General features: G+C 41.3%; 21 protein-coding genes and 2 pseudogenes. 13 read left to right on the forward strand and 10 right to left on the reverse strand.

Going from position 1 to position 26,016, the window contains the following annotated elements; genetic code table 11:
• Positions 1–120 precede the first annotated feature (120 nt).
• From HC733_RS16830 to HC733_RS16840, 3 genes and pseudogenes are all read left to right on the forward strand, one after another.
• Positions 121–381 (forward strand): annotated as a pseudogene (locus tag HC733_RS16830) (ISAs1 family transposase); the annotation flags it as partial.
• A gap of 607 nt (positions 382–988) precedes the next feature.
• On the forward strand, positions 989–1,222 hold the full coding sequence (locus HC733_RS16835; protein WP_190366174.1) for a hypothetical protein: 234 nt from the start codon (positions 989–991) through the stop codon (positions 1,220–1,222).
• Positions 1,223–1,225: 3 nt separating this feature from the next.
• Positions 1,226–2,158 carry a diiron oxygenase gene (locus HC733_RS16840; RefSeq protein ID WP_190366175.1) on the forward strand — a complete coding sequence of 311 codons (933 nt, stop codon included), beginning with the start codon at positions 1,226–1,228 and terminating at the stop codon, positions 2,156–2,158.
• A gap of 528 nt (positions 2,159–2,686) precedes the next feature.
• On the opposite strand, the gene HC733_RS16845 is transcribed toward HC733_RS16840, so the two are convergent.
• Both HC733_RS16845 and HC733_RS16850 read right to left on the reverse strand, forming a co-directional pair.
• On the reverse strand, positions 2,687–4,873 hold the full coding sequence (locus HC733_RS16845) for a winged helix-turn-helix domain-containing protein (RefSeq protein WP_190366176.1): 2,187 nt from the start codon (positions 4,871–4,873) through the stop codon (positions 2,687–2,689).
• 448 nt (positions 4,874–5,321) lie between these two features.
• Positions 5,322–6,265 (reverse strand): annotated as a pseudogene (locus HC733_RS16850) (ISAs1 family transposase); the annotation flags it as partial.
• 150 nt (positions 6,266–6,415) lie between these two features.
• Here HC733_RS16850 and HC733_RS16855 point away from each other — a divergent pair.
• A protein-coding gene (locus tag HC733_RS16855; RefSeq protein WP_190366177.1) for an IS3 family transposase occupies positions 6,416–7,524 on the forward strand; the annotation gives its coding sequence in 2 pieces (ribosomal slippage) (positions 6,416–6,662 and positions 6,662–7,524; 1,110 coding nt in all).
• Positions 7,525–7,749: 225 nt separating this feature from the next.
• On the opposite strand, the gene rnd is transcribed toward HC733_RS16855, so the two are convergent.
• From rnd to HC733_RS16870, 3 genes are all read right to left on the reverse strand, one after another.
• Positions 7,750–8,880, reverse strand: coding sequence for a ribonuclease D (rnd, locus tag HC733_RS16860; RefSeq protein ID WP_190366178.1), 1,131 nt, complete (start codon positions 8,878–8,880; stop codon positions 7,750–7,752).
• 55 nt (positions 8,881–8,935) lie between these two features.
• Entirely contained in the window at positions 8,936–10,588 is a 1,653-nt protein-coding gene (fadD, locus tag HC733_RS16865) for a long-chain-fatty-acid--CoA ligase FadD (protein WP_190366179.1), read from the reverse strand.
• 120 nt (positions 10,589–10,708) lie between these two features.
• Positions 10,709–11,560, reverse strand: coding sequence for an alpha/beta fold hydrolase (locus HC733_RS16870; RefSeq protein WP_190366180.1), 852 nt, complete (start codon positions 11,558–11,560; stop codon positions 10,709–10,711).
• A 219-nt stretch (positions 11,561–11,779) separates the two neighbouring features.
• On the opposite strand from HC733_RS16870, the gene HC733_RS16875 reads away from it, so the two are divergent.
• A complete protein-coding gene (locus HC733_RS16875; RefSeq protein ID WP_190366181.1) occupies positions 11,780–13,114 on the forward strand; it encodes an alkaline phosphatase in 1,335 nt (444 codons plus the stop codon).
• A gap of 31 nt (positions 13,115–13,145) precedes the next feature.
• Here HC733_RS16875 and HC733_RS16880 read toward each other — a convergent pair whose 3' ends face one another.
• From HC733_RS16880 to HC733_RS16900, 5 genes are all read right to left on the reverse strand, one after another.
• Entirely contained in the window at positions 13,146–15,173 is a 2,028-nt protein-coding gene (locus tag HC733_RS16880; protein ID WP_194710087.1) for an EAL domain-containing protein, read from the reverse strand.
• 92 nt (positions 15,174–15,265) lie between these two features.
• Positions 15,266–15,559: a hypothetical protein gene (locus tag HC733_RS16885; protein ID WP_190366182.1), complete on the reverse strand. Its 294-nt coding sequence runs from the start codon at positions 15,557–15,559 to the stop codon at positions 15,266–15,268.
• Positions 15,560–15,598: 39 nt separating this feature from the next.
• Positions 15,599–16,285, reverse strand: coding sequence for a tRNA (adenosine(37)-N6)-threonylcarbamoyltransferase complex dimerization subunit type 1 TsaB (gene tsaB / locus HC733_RS16890; protein WP_190366183.1), 687 nt, complete (start codon positions 16,283–16,285; stop codon positions 15,599–15,601).
• A 1-nt stretch (position 16,286) separates the two neighbouring features.
• Complete coding sequence (locus tag HC733_RS16895) at positions 16,287–18,113, reverse strand: ATP-dependent DNA helicase (protein ID WP_238937595.1); 1,827 nt, start codon at positions 18,111–18,113, stop codon at positions 16,287–16,289.
• Between the two features lie 167 nt (positions 18,114–18,280).
• Positions 18,281–18,517, reverse strand: coding sequence for a hypothetical protein (locus tag HC733_RS16900; RefSeq protein WP_190366185.1), 237 nt, complete (start codon positions 18,515–18,517; stop codon positions 18,281–18,283).
• Between the two features lie 330 nt (positions 18,518–18,847).
• Here HC733_RS16900 and hisG point away from each other — a divergent pair, with 330 nt between their 5' ends.
• From hisG to hisIE, 8 genes are read left to right on the forward strand one after another with little or no spacing between them, the layout of a single operon-like run.
• Positions 18,848–19,747, forward strand: a complete 900-nt coding sequence (hisG, locus tag HC733_RS16905) for an ATP phosphoribosyltransferase (RefSeq protein WP_190366206.1) — start codon at positions 18,848–18,850, stop codon at positions 19,745–19,747.
• A 5-nt stretch (positions 19,748–19,752) separates the two neighbouring features.
• On the forward strand, positions 19,753–21,051 hold the full coding sequence (gene hisD, locus HC733_RS16910; protein WP_190366186.1) for a histidinol dehydrogenase: 1,299 nt from the start codon (positions 19,753–19,755) through the stop codon (positions 21,049–21,051).
• Entirely contained in the window at positions 21,044–22,117 is a 1,074-nt protein-coding gene (gene hisC, locus HC733_RS16915) for a histidinol-phosphate transaminase (RefSeq protein ID WP_190366187.1), read from the forward strand. The genes hisD and hisC overlap by 8 nt, the downstream gene beginning before the upstream one ends.
• Before the next feature lie 10 nt (positions 22,118–22,127).
• The gene (gene hisB, locus HC733_RS16920) at positions 22,128–23,189 is read left to right on the forward strand and encodes a bifunctional histidinol-phosphatase/imidazoleglycerol-phosphate dehydratase HisB (RefSeq protein ID WP_190366188.1); all 1,062 of its coding nucleotides are present in this window, start codon (positions 22,128–22,130) and stop codon (positions 23,187–23,189) included.
• Complete coding sequence (gene hisH / locus HC733_RS16925) at positions 23,186–23,779, forward strand: imidazole glycerol phosphate synthase subunit HisH (protein WP_190366189.1); 594 nt, start codon at positions 23,186–23,188, stop codon at positions 23,777–23,779. Before hisB ends, hisH begins: the two co-directional genes overlap by 4 nt.
• Before the next feature lie 8 nt (positions 23,780–23,787).
• Positions 23,788–24,522 (forward strand): 1-(5-phosphoribosyl)-5-[(5-phosphoribosylamino)methylideneamino] imidazole-4-carboxamide isomerase, encoded by a 735-nt coding sequence (locus tag HC733_RS16930; protein ID WP_190366190.1) that lies wholly within the window; start codon positions 23,788–23,790, stop codon positions 24,520–24,522.
• Entirely contained in the window at positions 24,504–25,283 is a 780-nt protein-coding gene (gene hisF, locus HC733_RS16935; protein ID WP_190366191.1) for an imidazole glycerol phosphate synthase subunit HisF, read from the forward strand. Before HC733_RS16930 ends, hisF begins: the two co-directional genes overlap by 19 nt.
• Positions 25,274–25,891 (forward strand): bifunctional phosphoribosyl-AMP cyclohydrolase/phosphoribosyl-ATP diphosphatase HisIE, encoded by a 618-nt coding sequence (gene hisIE / locus HC733_RS16940; protein WP_190366192.1) that lies wholly within the window; start codon positions 25,274–25,276, stop codon positions 25,889–25,891. Before hisF ends, hisIE begins: the two co-directional genes overlap by 10 nt.
• Positions 25,892–26,016: the final 125 nt, after the last annotated feature.

Raw genomic sequence — 26,016 nt, forward strand, 5'->3', positions numbered from 1 at the left:
AGCACACAAAAAGCAAAGGCTCAATTCGCAGCAAGCTCGTTGCTGCTAGTTTTGACGATGATTTTAGAGCAGAGCTTTTGTTTGGTTAACAGGAATTAACAAAGTGTGCTCGGGCCCTGTGATCTTGCTGATGTTTTGTTTCTTATCATCTCGGCAGTTTTATCGGGTTGTGAAGGCTGGAAAGATATCGAGGTGTTCGGGCACAGTAAACTGCCGTGGCTCAGGCAGTTCAGAGCATTTAAATACGGTATTCCAACGCGACATAACATTGCACGTATTCTTAAAACTGTGGAGACTGATTCTTTGGTTTTGGCCTTATTCAGTTGGGTCAACGAACAGCGCTCTCAGTCTGGTAAGCCAATAATTGCTTTTGATGGCAAAAACCAATTAGAAGTAAATAAACAAAACTAGTCAACAGACTTAATATTGAATAGAAAACTGGTTTTATTTAAATGAAAAACAAAAACAATTTACATTTATTAAAAGGCAGGGAGTAGAGAACAAATTAACACAAGACAAGACAAGACAAGACAAGACAACATTAAAACCCCGTATCATCTCACCAATCTCTATCAAGCAAACAAATTTTTTGTAAAAGATTAACCAAACTATATGGCCAATTAACGCCATACAGAAAAATTTGATTCTGTAATAAATGAGGCACGCCCGAATTCAACTAAAATACCAAGCTCCATAAAATTAACGATTTAACATCATCAAAAAGTGTCCTTTAAATATGGAAAATGAACGAGTACCCATTATGAGCACATTATTTTTAGATGATGGATATATATAAAAAAGCCAAAAAAAAAGTTAAAAGCTTGAATTTCAAACACTTAACATTGACATAAAGTTAGTAAACTAATCATAACTTCAAAACAATACATAAAATTTCTAACCACGTGATAATTCAACTGCGTCGTAAACATGCGAAGTTTAAAAACAAACAATAAGTTTCATTTACAAATTTTTTTAAGGATATGAAGAAATGTCAAAAACAACAAAAACAGTAATTTCAGCTTTCTTAGCGTGTTCATTTGGCTTAGCACCTATCAGTATGAGTTTTGCACAAAGTAACATTGGCATTGGCATTGGCATTGGCATTGATATTGTCATTGATATTGATATTTTTAGCTGTTCCAGCTTTCCAGAGTGCAAGCCGCCAGCAATAAAGAACGACAAAAAAGATATACTCAATAGCCTAAATAATAACGGAGAATAAGTAATGTACACAAACAGTGCCGAAGCATGCCTGAATGAACAAACGATTTTCAAAGTGCTCAGCAATAATTGGAATACTCGCGCTGCGGTTAGAAAAGAACGACTAGATTTAGATCAGTACTGCGAGTCGTCTCTTCCTGAATTTCCGATCAGTATGGTGCCTTTTTGGGATTGGCCTGAATTTGCAGATGTAACAGAAGAAACGAAACAACGCTTACTCGCCGGTGCGTGGATTTTCTACAACGAACACACTATCATGACTGAAGATGAAATCGTAAATCCTTTATGTAGCAAGCTTCTAAAAATAACCAATTTGGGGATTGATTCGCCAAAAACTAAACAGATCCTTGCGCAAACGATGGTCGACGAGCAGTTTCATATTCTGATGTGTCTGGAGGTATGCAATAGCGCTAGAAGGCGTTTCAACCTTGAATCGTTTGTTGTTCCCTCTTCAAGACCTATCATTAATCTTAAGAAGTACATCTCAGAGATTGAGGATGAACATCAATCTTTGTTAATTCAGCTTGCATATGCAACAGTCACAGAGCTAACTATCAATAATTTTCTTCGGGCAATCTCTGAAGATAAAACCATTCAGCCTTTAAATAGAATGAATACAGCTTTACATCGAAAAGATGAGGCTGGCCATGAAGCTGTGTTTAAAGAGCTCAGTGCAACCGCGTATAGTCACTTAACGCCAAAAAACAAAGCGTTCTTTAAGCGTTATGTTGAGCAAGCTCTCCATGACTTCGCAAACCCAGACAGCAGAAGTTGGGATGCGCTTTTAACCCACCTTGAGATACCTAATCGTGAGGCAATCATCGCTAAGTTAGAAGCTACGATGTACTTCCCCGACCTATCTGAAGATGTATTAGCACTTTATAAAATTATTGAAAAGTCGCAAAAAACATCGGGTACAACTGAATTAGTATCGTAAGAAATTGAGATGCATGTAGCTTCAGTAACACCAAGACAGTCACAAATCATAAAGAAGTGACTGTCAGCCTTAAACCGCAACTTTTCAGCGACCCCACAGACTTTTCTTTTTATATATGAGCAACCTGTATAAGTAATTTTGTACAGTGATTTAACCACTATTGTTTTGTTGACCGTAAATTGAACTTAACTCTGATAAATTATCATCGATACAATAAATTCTAGGCAAGAGTAGATATTAGCATCCGTAATTTGATACCACTTTATGGTAAGCCAATTAGCTTGGTGTATCACGTTGCCCGCGAACCACCTAAACCATATCGGGTAAACTTATGGTCATTTATAAGATTCTGACCTTCTTCAGCATGACGAAAGACATCTATTTTGGTACAACTGTCTGGTAAATTGTTCTCATAATTAAGCAACTATCATCACTCCAAACTTGTATCGTTTCAGGATCTCATTACCTTAAGTGAAAGTGTTATTTTAAGGTGTAGTTTCATGTTAAAAACAACAACTATATGCTTATTCAAAAGTCTATGCGGACTACATGGCTTTCTGTGGCCCTTTTCACCGGGTAATACAACTCTCCTTGGCCTATAGAGAAATACCAAGCGTTGTTCAAATCAAGTTCTATCTGATGAAGAGGTTCTTGTGAAGTCAAAGATTGAGCTTTCAACTTACCATTGTCAATGTAATACAGTACGCCCTTATACACATTCCAACTACCATCGCCAATGAACTGATTTTCGATGCTCGTCAATTCAGCCTGATCAAATGTATCACTTATTTTAAACAGCCCTCCGAAAGAGCGTGTTGCATAATATGCATTTTGTTCACAATCCGATTTAATAACATTGACATCACCCAACTTTCGCTCAAATTTGTGCTGTTCAACGTCTACTTTGAAGAGATTCCACTTTCGTTCTTCCAGTACGGATACGAGGATCTCTTTACTACTACACAACCAAACTGGAGATCTGTATAACGCACCACTATTGTTGAACGATAGTTCCCCTTCTTTACCTGTTGAAAAGTTCAAGGTGTAAAGTTTATTGTCTTTTATGTATAAAGCGTATGTGCCATCGTGTGATACTTGCAACCATTCAAGTGCATGATTACGTTTGAATTGAGACAACTGAAAGAACTTGTTATTTTTTAGTTCCCATATTTGTTTAATCCCGGAGCGATTGGAAATAAACAAGATTGAATCTCGAGCTTTAGCAGGAACAGGGTTGAAGTCATCAAAGCTAGATTGGATAAGAGGTTTTTTTTCAGGCGATTCAAGCTTTGTATCTAGCGATGTTGAATAGACGTCATAGCTATAAAAATTGCCACTGGCAGCATACAAACTAGTTTGCCCACCCCGAGTAAGATACTTAATACTCGGGTAGTCAGTTTTGTATTGCGTCACATTTTTAGTTTCAAGGTCAATTTTCGTCAGCTGATTATCTGCATTTATGTAAAAAACATGCTTTCCTAGAGGCCCCCAAACGACTCTATAAGGTGAATGTTCAAAAGAAGCAATGGTTTGCAAACTACCACTTGAAATATTCAGAAGCTGAAGCTTCACACTGGATAATGCTGCGGCTCGCAGAAATAATAAGTTTTTTCCGTCTGGTGAAAGGTCTAAACTGTAATCTCCAATGTATGAGACTGGCGGCGAAGATAATATTTCTTCGCTATTATTCAATAAATTAAACCGCTTGAGTATAAAAGGTGCGTTATTACTTTGTTTAAATGGGAAATATAACCATTTGTTGTCGTTGCTCACTTTCATTGCGCCAATATGAAATACGTTACCACAGCTCGTTAACTCCCTATGCTCGTTAGACATCATGCTATAGCGAATAATTTGGCATCCGTTTCTTTCATTTTGAAAGTAATAGACAAATTCATCGTTGTGACCCCAAACCGGTGAGCGACTATTCAACTGCGCGCCTGATAATACTTTGATTTCGCTCGTTTGGAGGTTTTGAAACACAATTTTCCAAGTGTCATTGATATCTCGCCGATGTTCAAACACAAGCCACTGACCATTATTTGAAACGGCCGGAGAAAACTCTTGCCCAGATAAATAAGAAACTGAGGAAATACTGAGTTCGCCCGTTTGAATCGTATTATCACGACCCAATTGCTGAACCCCCCATCCCGCCACTACGAATACAATGGCGATTAAAATGAATATTTTAATAAGTGTTTTTAGCGAAATAGCATTATAAGAAATAGCTTTGTCGTCGCTCATCTGTGGCTGTTTTTCAACAAGCATAGAGTCGTAATGTTGACTTGCAGTTTCTACCTTTGCTCTTAGGCTATTATCAGTCATGCATACAAGCGGCTCTATTGACTCATCTTGGGCACCTTGATTTGATTGAGGTGTCTCTTCGTTAACAGTGCGAATTGAACAAACGAGGGCATAACCTTTTTGATGGTAAGTTTTAATATATTTTGGTTGGTTATACTTATCGTTAAAAATCTTTCTCAGCTCTGATATTTTTGCGGAAATATTATTGTCTGACGTAAATCGACCACCCCAGACGAGTTCATAGAGCTTCTCCTTATCTAACACTCCCCCGTTTGCATTAATTAATGCCATTAACACTAGGCCCTGTTTATTTTCTAAATTATGCGTTACTGAGCCATGTGAGAGCGTATTCCGTTGGTAATCAAATCGATATTCACCAATTATATAAGTTGTATTTTCCTTAACGCCCATGATTCTCTGTTGCCTCTACTAATTTTATTATTATTATTCTTAGTATTTAATGCCATAACAACAATTGTAAATAGCTATAAACGTGCACATAGGTTATCCAAAATGATAATACCTAATATCCGTACAAAAAACCACACTCAAAACATTTAAAATTATTACAAAAAGAAAAACACCATAAAACCCCTAGCAAAAAACAAAAATAAAACCAATAATAACCAAAACTTAAAATGCAATTAAAAAGCAGGTGTCCACTTCCCTTAACATGCAGGGTGAGAGCATACTTCGTTAACGACCATTAACCGAAGATAAGCTCTGCCCTGAATTCATCGTCAAAGCTGGCCCGAACGCACTTACCACGTATCGAATCTTTACGGCCTGTGTGCTGTTTTACCAGATTGCGAACGACCCGTCTAAACAGCGCCATGTTTTCCGCCGAAATCGGCTCACTTATCTGACAGGCATCTTCTTTAAACACGACATCCAGTACCCAATGCTGCTGGTTCTCGATGTGCCAATGGTGACGGATAGCTTTTTGTAACATCTGAGCATCAGGCTCAACTGAAGTGACATAAAAGTGCGTGTCTATTTTTGTTATCGACTTGGATTTTTTGTGTCTTTCAACCGCGACCAGCGAAGTAAGCCCAGGCCATTTTTCTCTTATCTCTTCAGGTAGTTTGTCTGCGTTTAGAGCATAAGTAATGCGGGTTTCCTGACGTCCATGACCACCGCTGACTTGTACATCTTCAGGCAAATTCCTCTCTTCTTCAAAGGCTGCTTCAAAACATGAAGTGACTGCTTTATAAAGTTTTTCTGATTTGCTTTGACTTGAACCAAGTAATCAGCCCCTCTTGAAATCAGTGCTGAGAGCGTCGCTTTCTGACAATGTAGTGCATCTAGTGTGACGATAGAATCTGAAATATCGAGCACATCTAATAAGGCCCTAACTGCCGGTATCTCATTGGACTTATTTTCTACCATTCGCTGATACAAGGTTAAACCAGACTCGCAATCAAAAGCGGACACCAAGTGTAAGTTATCCTCACGCTTTTTACTGGCACCGCGCAGAGTTTTACCATCAAACGCAATGATTGGCTTACCAGACTGGGAGCGCTGTTCGTTGACCCAACTGAACAAGGCCAAAACCAATGAATCAGTCTCTACTGTTTTAAGAATTCGTGCAATGCTATGTCGCGTTGGAATACCGCGCTTAAATGCTCTGAACTGCCTGAGCCACGGCAGTTTACTGTGCCCGAACACCTCGATATCTTTCCAGCCTTCACAACCAGATAAAACCGCCGAGATGGTAAGAAACAAAACATCAGTAAGATCATGATGTTGATTGATAGAAGAACGCTTATCTTCAACAAGTTCAAGGTGGCTAAATAACGACATAATTAACAAGTAGATAGTGATAATGTGGGCGTTATTAGATCAGAAAAGGGGCGGGTGTTAAAGCCTTTTTACAAAGTGTGATCCCGCCGTGCCTTAACATGAGACATGTTTAATTAGAGTTTTCTGTAATATCAAAATCAGGAGACAACGATGAAAAAGTCACGTTTTACAGAATCTCAGATCATAGCTGTGCTTAAAGAAACCGATGCGGGTATGAAGGTTGAAGAAGTGTGGCGCAAGCATGGGATCAGCAGTGCTACGTATTACAACTGGAAAGCTAAATATGGCGGTATGGAAGCGTCAGATGTTAAGCGCCTGAAAGAGCTTGAAGAAGAAAATGCCAAGCTTAAAAAGATGTACGCAGATGTCAGCCTAGAAAATCATGCGATTAAGGAGTTATTCGCAAAAAAGGGTTGGTGACAGCGCAGAAGCGAAGTAGCGCCAACACACTGGTTCAAGCGGGTTTAAGTATTCTAAAAGCGTGTAAGTTTGTGGGTATTGGTCGCGCTACCTACTACCGCTCAGAACGAGACTGGCGAAAGGCTGACGCAGCTGTCATTGATGCCATCAATGCACAATTAAAAAAGTCCCCCAGAGCTGGATTCTGGAAATGCTATGGTCGCCTTCGTTTTAAAGGTTATCCGTTTAACCATAAGCGCGTATATCGGGTGTATTGCCAAATGGGTTTGAGCTTAAAGCGCAGAGTGAAACGCGTATTGCCTAAAAGAGTTGCGCAGCCATTGGAAGTTGTCGCTCAAGCTAATCATCAGGGGGCCTTAGATTTTATGCATGATTCTTTATACTGCGGAAAACGATTTAGAACGCTCAATATTGTTGATGAAGGCACTCGGGAGTGTTTGGCTATTGAAGTAGATACTTCGCTGCCAGCGGAACGGGTTGTTCGAACGCTTGAACAACTCAAAGCAGAGCGCGGTTTACCGAAACAAATTCGAGTAGATAACGGGCCTGAATTAATCTCAGCGTGTTTAACTGATTGGTGTGAAGCACATAACATCGAATTAGTTTATATCCAGCCTGGCAAACCACAGCAAAACGGGTTTGTTGAACGGTTTAATGGCTCATTTAGACGAGAATTTTTAGATGCTTACTTGTTTGAAAGTATCAATCAAGTGAAAGAAATGGTGTGGTTCTGGCGATTAGATTACAACGAAGAACGCACACATGAAAGCCTTGGTGATCTGCCGCCCGCAGCTTACCGAGAAAAATTAGAAAACTCTAGTTTACAGGTGTCTCACTAACGGGGGAGTGGACATTTCCTTTTTGTTCCCTTTTTGATACAAAAATATGTACCTTCTTTATACATCCACGCAGAATAAAATAAATAGAATATTCTTAACGCAGATTTCCTATTTAAAACATATAATTGACACAATATCAATGTTTGTGTCAATTATATGTTCTTTACAAAGTAGAGATTCACAGTTAAGTGCTAACAATAGTTCGTTTAAGTTATTCGATGGAAGCTAGACATCCCACTCTTCTAAAACATCTTTAACTAGTTCATAACGCCAAGGTTGTAGCAAATCAGGTTTCATTAAAGACGCGCGCTCTTCAGCGGTTTTCTTCCAATTCCAACTAATTAATTGATTGATTTGCTTTTTAGAAGCCAGTACATCAGCAGGAATGTCATTGTCTTGGGCAACTTGCTTAATGAGCGAAGTCAGTTGCTTTGCCGCCTTTTTATATTCAGGGTAATCAATCAGTCTAAGTAATTTTTTCGGGCATTGTGGTTCACTAACAGCTCTCCCCTTTTCTACGCAGGCAAGGATCTCCTTTCCAGATCGATTCACTTCCATTGCTTCGATGCCCGGCACGTTACGCAGTCCATTCAATGATGTTGGTCTGCGTTTTGCTATCTCGACCATATTGTGCTCTTTGAGAATAAAGCTCAGCGCAAGATTTTTCCTGTGTGCTTTGGCGCGTCGCCAAGCCGCCAGCTCTTTTAACACCGCTAAGTCTCGGGGTTTTAGCTGCCACGCGTTTTTTATATCTAAATATACTTGCTCGTCTGGCACGATAAAGGCACGTTTAGCGGCTATCAGCTCACTTTCACTAATAACAATATCCACCAGTCCACGCTCTTTGATAAGCGCAAAAATATGTTCAAAACACGGCATTAAATAAAAAACGTCAGAGGCGGCGTAGTCTAATTGCTTTTCCGTTAGTGGCCGCTGCAGCCAATTTGTTCTTGACTCGCTTTTGTCTATTTCAACGTCTAATATGGTTTTCACCATATTCGCAAAACCTACACAGTTGCCTTCTCCAAGCACCTGCAAAGCAAACTGAGTATCAAACATTGGACATGGTACGAAACCTGCAAACTTTTGAAAAACTTCAATATCTTCAGAAGGAGAGTGCAATACTTTGAGCACATTTGGATCTTTGAAGACAGCCCATAAAGGTGCCAAGTCTAGCTCCAAAAGTGGGTCAATCAAAGCAAGATGATTTGCGGCAAACACTTGGATCAATGCAACTTCAGGGTACAAGGTACGACGACGCATAAACTCGGTGTCTAACGCCACCACCTGCGCACCTAATATTTTTGCTACAAATTCATTAAGCTCTTTTTGGGATTGAATAACTTGGTACTGCACTGCGTCTCCTAGACATATTCTTGCTAAAAAAAAGCCGGCTAATGCCGGCGATTCTTTATTCTTTTAAGGCCCTGCGTAAGATTTTTCCTACGTTAGTTTTTGGCAGCTCATCTTTGAACTCTACCAATTTAGGTACCTTATAATTGGTCAGATTATCACGACAATGCTTGATTATATCCTTTTCCGTTAAAGAAGGGTCTTTTTTAACGACAAATACTTTAACTTGTTCACCACTTACGTCATGAGGTACACCTACAGCTGCAACTTCAAGCACGCCTTCATGCATTGCAACCACTTCCTCAACTTCGTTCGGGAACACATTAAAACCAGATACAATGATCATGTCTTTTTTACGGTCAACGATATAAAAGAAGCCTTCATCATCGTATGTAGCAATGTCACCGGTTGCAAACCAGCCGTCTTTTAAACACTCGGCCGTTGCATCTGGACGGTTGTAGTAACCAGCCATCACCTGTGGACCTTTTACACACAATTCGCCAGCTTCACCCTTCGGTGCTTCTTCACCATTTTCTAAAATAATTTTTAGATCGGTACTAGGCGCAGGTAAACCTATAGAACCATTATAACCATCTAAGTCATAAGGACAGATTGTGACAAGTGGCGCACATTCTGTAAGCCCGTAGCCTTCCATAAGTTTACTTTTGGTGACTTTTTGCCAGCGCTCTGCAACCGGACGCTGCACCGCCATACCACCACCTAAAGACATTTTCAAATGTGAAAAATCTAAGTCTGCGAACCCAGGGGTATTTAGCAGGCCGTTAAATAGCGTATTTACTCCTGTAATAGCCGTAAATGGATATTTGGATAGTTCTTTTACAAATGCAGGCATATCACGAGGATTCGTGATCAAAATATTATGCCCACCATACTTCATAAAGGTTAAGCAGTTCGCGGTTAACGCAAAAATATGGTAAAGCGGCAACGCAGTGATGACAATCTCTTGGCCTTTGTCTAACACTTTATCTAAACAGCCAGAAACTTGTTCTAAGTTACCAACCATATTGCCATGAGTTAGCATCGCGCCTTTTGATACCCCCGTTGTACCGCCAGTGTATTGCAAGAACGCTAAATCAGTTAAGTTTACATCGGGTACTACATATTCATTTGAGTTTGCACCAACCACACTTTTAAAGGAGATCGGGTTGGGTAATGAATAGGCAGGCACCATTTTTTTGATATGCTTAACAACAAAATTGACAAGGTGCTTTTTAATGCCTCCCATCATATCGCCAATTTCTGTCAGCACTATGTGCTTAACTTGAGTCTTCGGCAATGCTTTTTGTAATGTTTGTGCAAAGTTCGCTAAGATGAAAATAGCTTTGGTTTCAGAGTCATTCAGCTGGTGCTCAAGTTCTCTAACCGTATAAAGTGGATTCACATTGACCACAGTACAACCTGCACGCAACACACCTAATATTGCTAATGGTGTTTGCAATAAGTTAGGCATCATCACGGCAACTTTATCACCCTTGCCAAGCTTCAGGGTGTTTTGTAGATAGCTTGCAATGGCTTTGGTTTTTTCATCAACTTGTTTATAAGTTAACGTCTTTCCCATATTGGTGTAAGCAGGTAGAGACGCATATTCAGTAAAACTTTTGTCAAACAATTCAAGCAACGAGTTGTAGTGTTCTGGATCAATCGTTTCAGGCATACCTTCTGGGTAGCGCTTTAGCCAGATTTTTTCCACTCTTAGCTCCTGTGTTTTAGTTATTTTTTTGATACTTAACCTTAATAGATATAAGGCGCTTTAACAATTGAGCAAATACTCTAATTCGAGGATATTCCCACATTTAGTGAAAATATACAATTAGGTTAGGGTATTTCTATTCATGTGTTGTTCAACTAATGCAATACATTGCTGTGGGTTATCCATGTGGCAATGATGACCTCCCGAGATTTCCGTTACTTCTAAGTTGTTGAAGTTATTTTTAAATATAGAAAGGTTTTGCTTAACGAACTGATACCCTTTTGACCCTGTTATCAATAGGCTGGGGACATTAATATCTTTTAATACTGCTAATGCTTGAGCCTTTGAAAAGCGAAAGCCAGATTGCGTTTTCAGTCTAGGATCAGTAGTTAGATAAAAACCCCCCTCTACTTTTTGAGTATTTCTGCTCATCAATAATGCAGCATCTTGCTTCTTCAGGTCCCCTGCTTGACTTCTAGCGGTGGTGAGTGCGTCGAAATTAGAGTAAAGCCGTTTTTTAAACTTATCGGTTATCTTTCTTTGCTCGAATGCTGTTTGCATTTGCTGATGTATTTCATCAGGCTCAGAACACACGAGCCCAATGCCCTCAATCATAACTAAGCTATTAGTACGCTCTGGATATAAAGCAGCAAACAAGCCGCACACCATCGCGCCAAGAGAGTGCCCAACAAGATAGCAATTCGCTACCTCCAATTGGTCAATAATATTTAGTAAATCGTAAACGTAATCTAGAAAATAATAGTGAGCATCAGCGGAGCGCCACTTAGATTGACCATGGCCCATTAAGTCTACAGCAATATAGGTAAATTTAGAATCTATGTTAGATAACATGGGTTTAAAGCTATTACTGTTGTCGAGCCAGCCATGAACACAAACAACAACTTCACTTCCTTCGCCAAATGTTTGTGCTGCTATTCCAAGCTGTTTAAGGGCGTCTATCGCGTTTTTCATTGTAGTCACATAAATCTCATAGGTTATTGCTGGTAATTATTTTATTATCCTACGTTATCACAAGAGCAAATATAAGCTCGATTATAACCCTTTAATATTAAGGCAAACTTTGCATCGACTTAGCGCTGCGAGTTTGCAGCCAGATCAGTCCTTTAGGGTTGGTTACAATTAAGTAGTATTATGCATACAAAACACATGGGAATTCTAAGGACACAAAGAATGAATAAACCACTTAGTTTACTGAAGAACAACACTCTATTTGCAAAAACTTTGCTTGCTAGCACACTTGCAGCTTGTCTTTTTAGCGGACATGCAGCGGCTCAGTCTGCACCAAAAAATGTCATTTATATGATTGGTGATGGAATGGGTCCTGCCTATACAACCGCCTATCGTTATTACATGGATAACAAAGAAACTAAGGTAGTCGATGCAACTGTGTTTGATTCAATTTTAGTTGGAATGGCTCACACCTACCCTGATGATGACACAGTCGTAACCGATAGTGCAGCTGGTGCTACCGCGCTTAGCACAGGCACCAAAAGCTATAATGGTGCAATTGCTGTTGATACACATAAAAAACCGCTTAAAACCATGCTTGAAATAGCCAAGCAAAAAGGGATGACTACGGCACTGGTTGCCACTTCTCAAATCAACCATGCAACGCCTGCAAGCTTTGCTGCGCACAACGAATCGCGTCGTAATTATGATGAGATTGCAAACGACTATATCGATAACAAAATAGAGGGTAAACTAGCCGTTGATTTAATGCTCGGTGGTGGCACCAAATACTTTATTCGAGACGACAGAAATATTGTCGATGAGTTTAAAGCTGCAGGTTACAGCTATAGCGATAACTTAAACGCCATTGATACACTTACTTCGTTGCCAGCTTTGGGCTTATTTGCACCTGTGGGTTTACCGTTTGCCATTGATGAGAACCCCGACCGTTTAGAAAAAATGACCAAAAAAGCATTGTCTCTTTTAGATAAGAAAAACGATAAAGGCTTTTTCGTTATGATAGAAGGCAGCCAAATTGATTGGTGTGGCCATGCTAATGACATCGCTTGTGCGATGGCAGAGATGAACGACTTTGCTAATTCAATTAAAGTGGCTAAGCAATATGTTGATAGCAACCCAGATACGATTTTAGTGATCACTGCAGATCATTCTACTGGTGGGCTTACCTTAGGCGCCAACGGCCAATATCGCTGGGAAAGAGATATAGTCAAAGGGATTAAAGCATCTGTGCAAAGCATGACTTTACAAATGCTTGACTCAGATAACCTAGAAGAAATTTGGACTAAATCAACCTCTTTGCCGTTTGACAAGCAAACTAAGTTGTTACTTGAACAAGCTAAATCACAAGGTGATAAAGCATTGACACAGGCCATTACCGCTATTATCAGTGATGCAAGCTTTACAGGTTGGACAACGGGTGGGCACACGGCAATTGATGTACAGGTTTTTGCCTACGGTAAAGGCGCTGAGCAGTTTGCTGGCTCACAAAACAACACAGCAATTGCTGACAAGTTGATTTCATTTATCAAAAAATAAGACTACGGCTTAAATTAACACCGAGCAGTCATCAGACTGCTTCGGGACTTCGTTCCAACAGTTTTATAGCAGCTTCGATAGGCATTGCTTTATGATACAAAAAGCCTTGTACACAGTTGATATTAGCTGCTTTGACAACCATTTCATCCGCTTCAGTTTCTACCCCTTCGGCAACTGTGTTAAAACCAAGTTGAGTGCATAATTGAGCTAGATGGCGATACAGGGTTTCAGATTTACTGTTTGATGCATCGGGTAATAAGCTGCGATCGAGCTTAATAGTATCAATATTGAGTTTTGATAAAACAGACAAGCACGAATAACCCGTACCAAAGTCATCCATTGCACAGCAAATGTGGCTGCGTTTTAGCAGGTTTACAACCTCGATTGTTGCGGCGAAATCTTCTATATAACTAGACTCTAACAACTCAACTTCAACCTGATCTTCAAACCGTGAAAACGCCTTTACAACCCTTTTATAGCCGCCATTTAATAAGTTATCTGGCGAAATGTTAAAGCTCACCTTTGGCTTAAGACCTACAAGAGCAAACTTATCTAAGTCAACCTCAAGCTGATCAATCACAAAGTTATCAATTACATCGAGTAACTTGTGCTTTGCCAAAGTCTCTAAAAACCAAGGCCCTTCCACCGAGCCATCGGGCCTTTTTAGCCTAAGTAATGCTTCAAAGCCAATGACATTACCTGTTTTTAAATCCATTTTAGGTTGATAGTACAGCGTCAATGAACCTTGATTTAGAGCATCCGTTACTTCTTTTAAGCAATGGTGTTCAAGCTGTTGCTCGCTGTGATGTATGGCAAACATGCTTTCAGCTTTATCTTCTATTTCTCGGCCCGCAGAATAGCGCTTCATCAGCATGTCTAATGCTTTACCTGACATACTGTGGCGCCGATAAATCTTCAAAAACGGGTAGTAGATAGCAACATTTAAGGCCACTAGCAATACTTGTAACAAGACACCAAAATAACTTTCAGTTAAAAGCCAAGCATTTAAAAATATGGGTGTAAACCAAGGCACGGTTTGCTCTGCGGTGAAAGCTAATAGTCCGCTTGATATTGCATAATAAGATAACAAAGCGTTGATCATCGGCGCAAGCAAAAATGGAATAATAATGTATGGGTTAAACACAATGGGTAAAGCGTAAATCATCACTTCACTGATGTTAAAAACGGCCAGAGGAAGCGATATTTTGGCGATATGCTGTTCGTGTTTCGCGCCTTTAATCAAAAAGCTGGCTATGATTATCGCCCACACACAACCAGTGCCACCTAACAGCACAAATGCGCTGAAAAAGTGATAGTTGGCAACCCCTTCCCCTACAACGTAATTTGCAACTTCCGTTGGTGCCAAAATATGATAAGTATTATCGCCATGCACGCCAAAAAACCAAAACAAGTGGGTACTCAACAATTGCACAAATACCTTACCAAAATCAGTCAACTCTACTTGAAATGCTAACAAGTGACTGAATAACCATTTCGCCGAGTTATCAACAAAAGGATATAAGAATAAGGTTGTTGCGGTAACAGCGAGATAGGGAAAAATTAAGTTGATGTGTTTTCTTAAAAACAAACTAATAGAACTCACATTAACGATTCTAAGCCATTTTACTTGAACCAAGTACGATAGTAAGTGACTACAGAAGATTGGCATAAACAACGAGTACAAGACACCTTGAGTTTGGTCAATGTGGATCATGTTATTGTCGATGTACATATATCCTGTTGTGGCTGTAAAACAGCTCACGACTAAGATGGGCGCAGCGATAGTATGAACTTTTAAATTTTTGGCAAGATGGTAAGAAAAAGAAATCAAGCTAAGCAGCGGAAACAGCCCCCAAACCAGCTGATTAAAATCATTGAGATATTGATGCTCAAAGCCTTTTGCTGCAATATCGAGCCATTGATTTAGCAAGGTAATCAGAGAGGCCACAATAAAAAAGGGGATCAACGCAATGTAGCCTTCGCGTAAAGACAATATCGTTGTGTTTGCCGATATTTTTACCGCGATACGATTAAACTGATTTAGTATTGAAGTCGCCAAATACACACTCGGTTTTTTCTTTAAACAATACCGAGTTTTAGCCAGAACACAAATAGAACATTTTGTATTGGAATTGAATATTTTTCAATTCATCAAACGAACACATTCACCCCAATAAGACTTTGCACTTCAGCTCGACGCTCTTGGTTATTAATCGCCATATAGGTGCTAATCGCTTTGCTGTTGTTAAAGCTTGGCTGGTCGTAGATTGTTGAGGTGAATTCACTTTGCAGTTTTTTCGCAAGCTCTATGCCTTTTTCTGAACTTTTGATAAAACTTGTTTTTTCAGCGGGTTGCGGCGCAGACTCTTGATCAGCATTGACCTTCTTCACGGCAGGCTTTAACTGATAAGTATGTTGGCTTTGTACAATTAGCTGTGTTTTCATTGTCTGCACCGATGTAACTACTCTTATAAAAATATAAGATTATTCGCGACCTGGCAACTTTTTCCAAGTTACCGTATCTCGAACGTAGTGAGGCTGCGCATGGGCCGCATCAACTGACAAGCCTTGGCTAAATGCTTTATCGCCAAGTTCAAGCATATAAGATGCGTCTGGCAAAGTAATAGCCTCCTTGACGTCAAGGTTATTACTTTGCGCCAATTCTGGATAAGCTTGCCACGCAGTACCGACGGCAACCGTTGGTTTGTCAAAACGCTCTACATCTTCCGGCGCACAAACTATTTCATCACCAACAAGTGTTAAGATACCTTCACTTGATACCTGATAACGTGCAAGATAAATTTCTCCCATTCTTGCATCTATCCCACTTAGCACTTCTGATACCTTAAATTGATGTACAGCCTGAAGTGCCATCGCTTCAAGTGTAGATACGCCAACTAGCTGCAATTTTGCCGAAAACGCGAGCCCTTGAGCAATTGCGACACTAATTCTAACGCCTGTAAAACTGCCCGGTCCTCTGCCAAAAACGATGCCATCTAACTCAGCCAGCTGGCAATTTGCTTGTGTAAGTAGCTGCTCAATCTCTGGGAGGATTTTTTGACTATGTTGTTGCGGACAGACTTCAAAGTGACGATAAGTTTGACCATTAAAGTGAAGTGCCAAACTTAGCGCTTCTGTTGAAGCGTCAATTGCTAACAAGTTATGTTTCATACTATTTTATATTCTCAAGAAATTTAGTGGCTGTTTCCAAGCAACGAGTCCGCTTCATTGCTGGTAAGCTTTTTAAAAATGTTTGCCCGTATTTTCGCGTAACTAAGCGATTATCGCAAATAACCAGTACGCCTTTGTCCGAACTATCACGAATAAGGCGCCCCACCCCTTGCTTTAAACTAATCACCGCTTGCGGTAATTGAATGCTAGAAAAAGGCTCTTTACCCTGCATTTCAGCATCATTCATTCGTGCTTGTAATAGTGGGTCATCGGGCGACGTAAAGGGCAGCTTATCTATCATAACGCAGCTAAGTGCATCGCCGCGTACATCTACACCTTCCCAAAAAGAGGCTGTACCGAGTAACACCGCATTACCATGGCGCACAAACTGCTCCAAAATAATGCGTTTTGATGACTGTCCTTGCATAAAAACCGGATACTCAAGTGCTGTACTTAACCCTTCAAAAACAAGGTGCATAACGCGGTAGCTGGTGAATAATAAAAACGTCCGTCCTTTTGCTGCGCTAATGAGTTGCTTGGCAATTTTTACCAAAGTGTGTGGCATTAAATCGTCACGACTTTCTGGTAAATAACGAGGCAAACACAGTAACGCTTGATGTTGATAATCAAACGGACTTGCCACGATGCTTTGATGCGTAGGCTTTAGGCCAAGACTGGCATTAAAATGCGCCAAAGAATCATCAACAGACAAAGTGGCTGACGTAAACACAAAACTGGCTTTGGTTTTTTCAACAATCTCTTGAAACTTACCCGATACATCCAAAGGCGTGATATGGATAGAAATATAGCGCCGAGTCGTTTCAAACCAATAACTAAACCCTGTTTGCGAAACGTCAAATGCACGTTCTAGCTGCCCTTTAAACTTCAGCACTCTCTCAAACGGATGTTCGATTTTATCACTGCGGTCTAAACAAGTTTTTAAGACTTGATATAAAAAATCTAAGTCACTAATAACCCTATGCAACGCATCACAAACTTGTTTGTTTGCTAACGCTGCACGCCAGTCTCCTCGTCCACCATCAACACCAAAAGAGATCCTTAAATCTGCAACACTGGTTTCGAGCTTATTTAAGGTTTTACCAAGTTGCAGCATATCAGGGATATCAGAGCGGTAAATGAGTCGAATGTCGTTGATTAGGTCACCAAGTTGCTTAGTACTAAAAGACTCACCAAAGTAATCGCTGGCTATCTGAGGAAGTTGATGCGCTTCGTCAAAAACATAGTTATCTGCCGTTGGCATGAGTTCAGCAAATCCAGAGTCTTTTACAGCCATGTCAGCAAAAAATAAGTGATGATTTATGACCACTAGATCAGCTTCCATCGCTTTTAAGCGAGCTTTTCGGATATAACAGCTTTGGAAATCGGGGCAATCTTTACCTAAGCAGTTGTCTGCGGTGGAGTTTACATAAGGTAAAACTTTGGCGTCTTCTTCAATGCCCACACAATCGGCCAAATCACCACTGTCAGTTTCGGTAGCAAACTTAGCAACCATGGCTAGTTGATGCATGATGTCAGGGTCGTCACTTGGCACATGCGCAACATGCTGCGATAACCTGTAGGTACACAAATAGTTTGCGCGCCCTTTAAGCATGGCTGTGGTTTTGCCCACCTTCAAGGCTTTTTGTAAGGTCGGTAAATCGCGGTGATAAAGCTGCTCTTGAAGCGCTTTTGACCCTGTGGAGATAATCGATTTTTGTTTACTCAGCAGTAGCGGGGCTAAATATGCAAACGTTTTACCTGTACCCGTCCCTGCTTCAACCACACATTGACCATTATCGACAATGGTTTTCTCGATAGCGAGCGCCATTTCAATTTGAGGTTGCCTTGGCGTATAGCCATTAAAGTGCTGAGCAAGAGGTCCTTGCTGAGAAAAAACGTGTTGAATAGACAAGATACAGCTTAATTAAAAAATTTGCCTTGATTGTAATGAGTAAAGTACACCAGAGCAAGGAAACTGCATAAGTTAAAATAGTATCAAGCCCATGTATCTAAATGCGTCTCGTCATCTTCTGTTTGCTCTTCACTTTTAGCATTTTTTTTCTGCTCCGCCATTTCTTGCTCTCGCAGTTTTTTACGTTGCTGCTCAAGCAACTCTCGACGTAACTTTACTTTTGATACTAAACCATCTTTTACACCAGCAATGTAAAACAGCGGTTTGTGTTCAACTTCTAACCTCACGATATTAGTTAGAAATGGTTTTAGTGCATCCATAATCAATGCCCTCACCTTTAAAATCTACCTATATTATCGGCAGTTATAAGATATGCTTTAGAAATCAACAAAAAGTGCTTGCACACTTTTACCTTTTTGTGTTTTTCTAGATATACAAATACAGCATAACTAATATTTAACGAGTTAACCATGTTCAATACACTGACAGCAGTACATCATCACCATCATTCAACGGGATAACCTGTCAGGTATTTCGCTGGTGGGTTATTCCCTTAAAAGGAACCTCCGGCGAGCAGCACAAAATTTAATTTATTTTCGCCCCGAGGTTCCCCCTCGGGGTTTTTTGTTTTTTAAACGTAAGGAAAATAGATTATGAACAGCAATAGATTAAGAATCGCAATACAAAAATCAGGCCGCTTATCAAAAGATTGCCAAAACCTACTTAAGCAGTTGGGGGTAAAACTCAACCTTCGTGAGCAGCGCCTCATTGCCCACTCAACCAATATGCCTATCGACGTTTTAAGAGTACGAGATGACGACATTCCAGGTCTGGTTATGGATGGCGTTTGCGATTTGGGCATTGTTGGTGAAAATGTTTTGGTCGAAGCTCAAGCAGAACGCGCCGGCGGAACACAAAACGCAGAAGTCATTAAGCTTTCTAAGCTAGATTTCGGTTACTGTCGTCTTGCACTAGCATGGCCTCAAGAGCTTGGTCCGCAAGATAAGTCTTGGTTTGAGGGCAAGCGCATCGCTACCACCTACCCAGAAATTTTAAAGCAATATCTACAAAGAGAAAATATCAACGCCAGCGCGGTAATGCTCACGGGCTCGGTTGAAGTAGCACCGCGTGCGGGTCTTGCTGATGCCATTTGTGATTTGGTATCAACAGGAGCCACTTTGGAGGCCAACGGCTTAATGCAAGGCGACACTATTTTAGAATCAAACGCCTGCTTAATTCAAAATCCCAACCTAACCGACAGCAACAAACTCGCGCTTATTGACAAACTAATGCCGCGTTTAAAGGGCGTGAGACAAGCCAAAGAAAGTAAATACATTATGCTGCACGCGCCAAAAGATAAACTCGATGAAATTTGCGAATTGCTGCCAGGCACAGGCCAGCCCACGTTATTAGCGCTTGCAGGCAGTGACGAATATGTTGCGCTGCACATGGTTAGCACCGAAACCTTGTTTTGGGAAACAATGGAAGAGTTAAAAGCCTTAGGTGCAAACTCAATTCTTGTGATGCCAATTGAAAAGATGATGGAGTAATTCCCGTGATCCGTTGGAATGAGGAAACCCCACAAACCCAGCAAACGTTACTCACACGCCCTGCGGTTATGGCCAGTAAAACAGTCGAAAACAGCGTACAGCAAATAATAGAAGAAGTTGCATCTGAGGGTGATTCTGCCCTACTAAAATATGCTGAACTATTCGATAAAAGAGTGAACCCGCGCTTGGTTGTGCCACAAGATGAAATCGATAACAGTGCAGCACAGCTCAGTACAGAGCTTAAAAAAGCAATCGAACAGGCTTATGCGAACGTAAAAGCCTTTCACCAAGCACAGCAGCCAACTGACATTAAGCTTACCACCAGTCCAGGCGTTGAGTGTGAACTTAAATATCAGGCTATCGATGCGATAGGTTTATATGTGCCCGGTGGCAGCGCACCTTTGCCTTCATCTGTGTTAATGCAAGGGGTTTGCGCACAATTAAGTGGCGCAACAACTGTGGTTTTATGCACCCCAGTTAATGGCGATAGCCGTATTGCACCTGCCATTTTATATGCTGCCAAGCTATGCGGTATAACTACAGTGATTGAAAGTGGTGGCGCTGGGGCAATTGCAGCGATGGCGATCGGCACGCAAAGTGTGCCTAAAGTAAACAAGGTTTTTGGTCCAGGAAATAGCTACGTTACCATGGCAAAGCAGCTTCTAAGCCAATCGCAAACAGGCTTTGCTATTGATATGCCTGCAGGCCCTTCTGAGGTACTTATTATTGCCGATGAACGTGCTAATCCAGAATTTATTGCAGCAGACTTATTGTCACAAGCCGAGCACGGTAGCGATTCTCAGGTTATTTTACTGTGTAATAGTGAAGCAATCATTGAGCAAACACAGCGCGCACTTGATACACAACTACAAGCCCTGACCCGACGTGATATTGCGCAGGCGGCTATGGCCAACAGTGCGCTGATATTGGTTGATTCAATCGAGCAAGCGTTTGATATCTCAGCGCAGTACGGGCCAGAGCATTTGATTTTACAACTTGCTGATGCGATGCCATACCTACCGCTAGTTAAAAACGCAGGCTCTGTGTTTGTTGGTGATTATACGCCAGAATCTGCTGGGGATTATGCGTCTGGGACTAACCACGTGTTACCTACATATGGCTACTCAAAAGTCTATTCTAGCCTAAATTTATTAGACTTTTATCGCACCTATACCGTGCAAAGCATTACGCCACAGGGCCTGAAAAACTTAAGCAGTGCAATTTTGCCTTTAGCAGACGCTGAAGGATTGGATGCACACGCTAATGCCGTAAAAATTCGTCTAGAGGCGATGAAAAATGACTAAGCTATTATTTCCAAACAATATTCTGCCAGACAATATCAATGCGCTGACCGCATACAGCTCGGCAAAAAGTCAAAAGCTCACAGGTTCAACGTGGTTAAATGCCAACGAGAGCCCTTATGCAAAAACGTTTGAACTGAGTTTGTCTGATTTAAACCGCTACCCTGACCCACAACCTGAAAAGGTTATCAACGCTTATGCGCAATACGCAGGACTTGGCGCTGAGCAAGTGCTGATGACTCGTGGAGCGGATGAAGGTATCGAGCTTTTAGTACGTACTTACTGCAAAAGCGACAAAGACAGTATTGCATTATTTTTGCCAACGTATGGCATGTATAAAGTGACAGCAGATAGCCACAATGTCGCTATCAACGCGTTAACTCAAGAGCTATTACTTGAGGGGAGTGTTGAGCAGATTATGACAGCGGTTGGCAATAGCAAGTTAGTGTTTATTTGTAACCCAAATAACCCGACAGGCAGCCTAACTGATCTGAATAAAATATCTGCAATCGCTAACGCGCTAGAGAACAAAGCAATAGTCGTGGTAGATGAGGCCTATATAGAGTTTTGTCCACAACAAACCGCCAAGGCCCTATTACAAGATTTTGCCAATATCGTGGTATTAAGAACTTTATCTAAAGCCTTTGCTTTGGCAGGGCTCAGAACAGGCTTTATGTTAGCTAACACCGCGTTATTAGCGCCAGTGCGTAAAGTCATAGCGCCTTATCCCGTATCTCGAGTTGTTGCAACAATAGCCGAGCAAGCACTGCAAAGTGATGCAATCACACAAATGCGCAGACAAGTGACGATTTTAAATCGTGCCAAAGCAATGTTACTGCAATGGCTAGACGCGTCAACCGCAGTAAGCCAAGTTTTGAATGGACAAGGTAACTTTGTCACCGCGCAACTCAAAGACAAAGCCGATATAGACAAGGCCATGAAAAGTGGTCTCATCATGCGTCCGTTCACGCTGTACGAGCAAGATAACTGGCTAAGAATATCAATTGGTAATGAACAAGAATTAGAACAAGTGAAGCTGTGGCTTGAAGCACTTGGCAACGAGCTTTAAAGGAACAACCATGAGTAACCCCTATTTATTTATAGACCGTGATGGCACTTTGATTGATGAACCAATTACCGACAAGCAAGTGGATAGTCTTGAAAAGCTGGTGCTATTACCCAACGTGATCCCGGCACTATTACAGCTGCAAGCGGCAGGATATAAGTTAGTTATGGTTTCTAACCAAGATGGTTTAGGCACTGATAGCTTTCCGACAGCTGATTTTGATATTGCACAAAACAAGATGATGGAAATATTTACCAGTCAAGGGATTAAATTTGATGAGGTATTAATATGCCCACACTTTAATGAAGACAATTGCCAGTGTAGAAAACCAAAAACAGGCCTGCTTAAAGAGCTAATGCGTTCCGGCAAAGTCGATTTAGAGCGTTCTTATGTGATTGGCGATCGTCAAACCGACATCGGCCTTGCCGAGAGCTTATGTATTCAGGGCATATTGTATGAAGGTGATTGGCCAGCGATTGTCACACAGCTGACTACACAAAACCGCTGTGCTAGCGTAACTCGCAATACAAAAGAGACACAAATTTGCGTCAGTGCTAATTTGGATCAAAACGCCAACGGTGAAATTAATACCGGACTTGGCTTTTTTGATCACATGCTGGATCAAATTCGCACCCATGCCAATATTGGTTTAAACATTAAAGCCAGTGGCGACTTGCACATTGACGAACACCACCTAGTAGAAGATGTTGGCATTGCGCTTGGGCAAGTATTAAAACGTGCTTTAGGCACCAAATCACAAATAGCACGCTATGGTTTCGCGCTTCCTATGGATGAGTGTAAAGCCGAGTGTCAGTTAGATTTATCGGGCCGCGCCTCTTTTGTACTCAACGCTAACTTTAGTCGCGAAAAGGTCGGCGACTTAGACGTACAAATGGTTGAGCATTTTTTCAAATCGCTTGCAGATAATGCCCAAGTTAGTTTGATCCTCTCAGTGACCGATGGTAATTGTCACCACCAAGTGGAAGGCTTGTTTAAGGCATTTGCTCGTGCGCTCAGAATGGCGATTGCGCAAGACTTACAGCAGCAAACCGCAAGCTCTAAGGGGTGCTTATGATTGCCATAATTAACACCGGCTGTGCCAACATTAACTCCGTACGCTTCGCATTTGAGCGTTTAGGTGTAACCCCTGAAGTGATCACAGACCCCGCTCAACTTGCTCATTTTGACCGCGCGATTTTACCCGGTGTTGGCCATGCCAAAGTTGCCATGGAGCGTTTAAAACAAGGCGGGTGGCAACAAGCAATAGCCGAGTACGATAAGCCTCTTATGGGGATTTGTTTAGGTATGCAACTGCTTTGCGAGCACACCGATGAAGGGGATGTTTCATGTTTAGGCATGATCCCAGGTAACGTTGGCTTATTAGAAGTAGGCGAGCTTACCTCTCCTCACATGGGTTGGAACAATTTATGTGAAGTAAAAACACATCCACTGACTAAAGGACTTAGTGAACAACAACAAGTGTATTTTGTACACAGCTTTGCGCATACACCAAACGAGGCAACATTGGCGCAAGGAGAATATGGCAACGCATTTTCTGCCATTGTTGCACAAGATAACTATGCGGGTATGCAGTTTCACCCAGAGCGCAGTGCCAAAGTTGGTGCACAGCTGTTACAAAACTTTATTGATTGGCAATTGCCCTAAGGATACACATGATCATTCCAGCACTTGATGTATTACAAAATCAAATCGTACGTCTTTATCAAGGCAAATATGACACCGCTCAATTTTATCCTTTTGAGCTTGGTCAGCGATTACAGGACTATCAAAATAGTGGTGCTCATAAATTACACTTGGTTGATTTAGAAGGCGCGCGCGATCCACAAAAAAAACAATGGCTACAAATCCAAGCTGCCACCAAAGCTTTGAACGTTCCTTATCAAGTCGGCGGCGGTATTCGCAGTTTTGATGATGTAAAGCAATGGCTAGAAGCCGGTGCAAACCAAGTTGTCATCGGCTCGATGGCGGTTGATAAGCAACAAGAGGTTGCAACTTGGATACAAGAATTTGGTGCCGAGCGCTTTGTGATTGCACTTGATGTAAATAGAACTGAAACTGGTTGGGCTACCGCAACCCACGGCTGGCTAGCGGGTGGCCAAGACAATCTATTCGAGTTAGTGGATTTCTATTTTGCACTTGGTGTAGTTGACTTTTTATGTACGGACATAAGTAAGGACGGCACCATGACGGGTCCTTCTTTCAAGTTGTATGAACAGTTGGTTGCCCATAATAGCCAAATTAAAGTTCAGGCATCTGGAGGCGTAAGCTCGTTAGAAGATATAAAACAGCTCAGCGTTATTGGCGTTGGCGGCATTATTTTAGGCAAATCTCTACTTGATGGTGCATTTACAGTTGAGGAGGCGTTGGCATGTTATCAAAACGCATAATCCCTTGTTTAGATGTCAAAAATGGTCAAGTGGTTAAAGGTGTTAAATTCAAGGGTCACGAAGTTGTTGGCGATATTCTTGAACTTGCACAACTGTATAGTGAAGCGGGTGCTGACGAGTTGGTCTTTTATGAGATAAGCGCAAGTGTTGAAAAACGCTTATTGGATGTTAACTGGGTCAATAATATCGCCAAACATATCGATATTCCGTTTTGTGTCGCTGGCGGCATTAAATCCGTTGCTGATGCCGCTAAAGTGTTAGAACAAGGCGCAGACAAAATAAGTATTAACAGCCCAGCAATTGCAAGGCCGCAGCTAATTAAAGAACTACACGATGAATTTGGTAAACAGTGTGTAGTAGTTGGTATAGACAGTTTTTATGATGAAAACACGGGTGATTACCTAGTTTATCAACTCACTGGAGATCCCAATGCATCGAGTCGTACTCGCTACAAAACACAGCAATGGGTAGAAATGGTGCAAGAGCTTGGCGCAGGAGAAATCGTACTTAACTGCATGAACCAAGATGGTGTTCGTAAAGGCTATGATAACGCGCAACTAAGCCTGATCAGGCGTATGTGCGATATTCCACTAATCGCATCAGGGGGTGCAGGTAGCATGCAAGATTTCGCTGATGTATTTAAGCAAAGTCAGGTTGATGGCGCATTGGCCGCAAGCGTCTTTCACAAAAACATCATAGATATTGGCGAGCTAAAAATTTATTTGAACGAACAACAAGTGGCGGTGCGACTATGCAACTAACTCCAGATAACCTATCACAACTCGATTTTGTAAAAAGCCCGTTGATGCCAGCGATTGTACAAGATGCGGCGACGGGTCAAATATTGATGCAAGGCTTTATGAATGATGCAGCGATTGCTGCAACATTTGAAAAACAACTCGTGACTTTTTATTCTCGTTCTAAACAGAGGCTTTGGACCAAGGGTGAAGAGTCTAACAACGTATTAAAGCTCGTAAGTGCACACACCGATTGCGATCAAGACTCCATTTTAATCCTCGCTTCACCAGATGGGCCAACATGTCACTTAGGGACGCAAAGCTGTTTTGGCGATGCAAAACCCGCTACTAGCTTTTTAGCTCAACTAGAACAAGTCATCGTTGCCCGCAAAAATGATGACCCTGCTAGCAGTTACACAGCCTCCTTATTTGCCAAAGACATTAGCAGAAGCTGCCAAAAAGTGGGCGAAGAAGGCGTTGAAGTAGCGCTTGCAGCGATGAAACAAGACAAAGATGAACTGGTGAATGAGTCCGCCGATTTACTTTATCACTTATTGGTTTTATTGCAGCGCAGCAACAGTAGCTTAAAAGAGGTCGTTAATTGTTTAGAAAGTCGTCATAAACCAAGCTGAGACTAGCCTTTACGTTTTACCATGGTATCCTTGTAAATCAATCGCAAGCGCCCTGTGGTAAAACGTACTACCTTTTTTGTATTCAACGTTTTATGCTTGCTTCAAACCGTGCTTAAGACAGCCTT

The organism is Pseudoalteromonas sp. S16_S37, from assembly GCF_014694405.1.
Lineage (GTDB): Bacteria > Pseudomonadota > Gammaproteobacteria > Enterobacterales > Alteromonadaceae > Pseudoalteromonas.

Excerpts from the sequence above, each read along its gene's own strand:
- HC733_RS16875 (WP_190366181.1), top strand. The coding sequence starts at position 11,780 with ATGAATAAACCACTTAGTTTACTGAAGAACAACACTCTATTTGCAAAA.
- hisB (WP_190366188.1), top strand. The coding sequence starts at position 22,128 with ATGAGTAACCCCTATTTATTTATAGACCGTGATGGCACTTTGATTGAT.
- HC733_RS16845 (WP_190366176.1), bottom strand. The coding sequence starts at position 4,873 with ATGGGCGTTAAGGAAAATACAACTTATATAATTGGTGAATATCGATTT.
- hisC (WP_190366187.1), top strand. The coding sequence starts at position 21,044 with ATGACTAAGCTATTATTTCCAAACAATATTCTGCCAGACAATATCAAT.
- hisIE (WP_190366192.1), top strand. The coding sequence starts at position 25,274 with ATGCAACTAACTCCAGATAACCTATCACAACTCGATTTTGTAAAAAGC.
- HC733_RS16900 (WP_190366185.1), bottom strand. The coding sequence starts at position 18,517 with ATGGATGCACTAAAACCATTTCTAACTAATATCGTGAGGTTAGAAGTT.
- tsaB (WP_190366183.1), bottom strand. The coding sequence starts at position 16,285 with ATGAAACATAACTTGTTAGCAATTGACGCTTCAACAGAAGCGCTAAGT.
- HC733_RS16895 (WP_238937595.1), bottom strand. The coding sequence starts at position 18,113 with ATGGCGCTCGCTATCGAGAAAACCATTGTCGATAATGGTCAATGTGTG.
- HC733_RS16840 (WP_190366175.1), top strand. The coding sequence starts at position 1,226 with ATGTACACAAACAGTGCCGAAGCATGCCTGAATGAACAAACGATTTTC.
- hisH (WP_190366189.1), top strand. The coding sequence starts at position 23,186 with ATGATTGCCATAATTAACACCGGCTGTGCCAACATTAACTCCGTACGC.
- HC733_RS16835 (WP_190366174.1), top strand. The coding sequence starts at position 989 with ATGTCAAAAACAACAAAAACAGTAATTTCAGCTTTCTTAGCGTGTTCA.
- hisF (WP_190366191.1), top strand. The coding sequence starts at position 24,504 with ATGTTATCAAAACGCATAATCCCTTGTTTAGATGTCAAAAATGGTCAA.
- HC733_RS16930 (WP_190366190.1), top strand. The coding sequence starts at position 23,788 with ATGATCATTCCAGCACTTGATGTATTACAAAATCAAATCGTACGTCTT.
- HC733_RS16885 (WP_190366182.1), bottom strand. The coding sequence starts at position 15,559 with ATGAAAACACAGCTAATTGTACAAAGCCAACATACTTATCAGTTAAAG.
- HC733_RS16870 (WP_190366180.1), bottom strand. The coding sequence starts at position 11,560 with ATGAAAAACGCGATAGACGCCCTTAAACAGCTTGGAATAGCAGCACAA.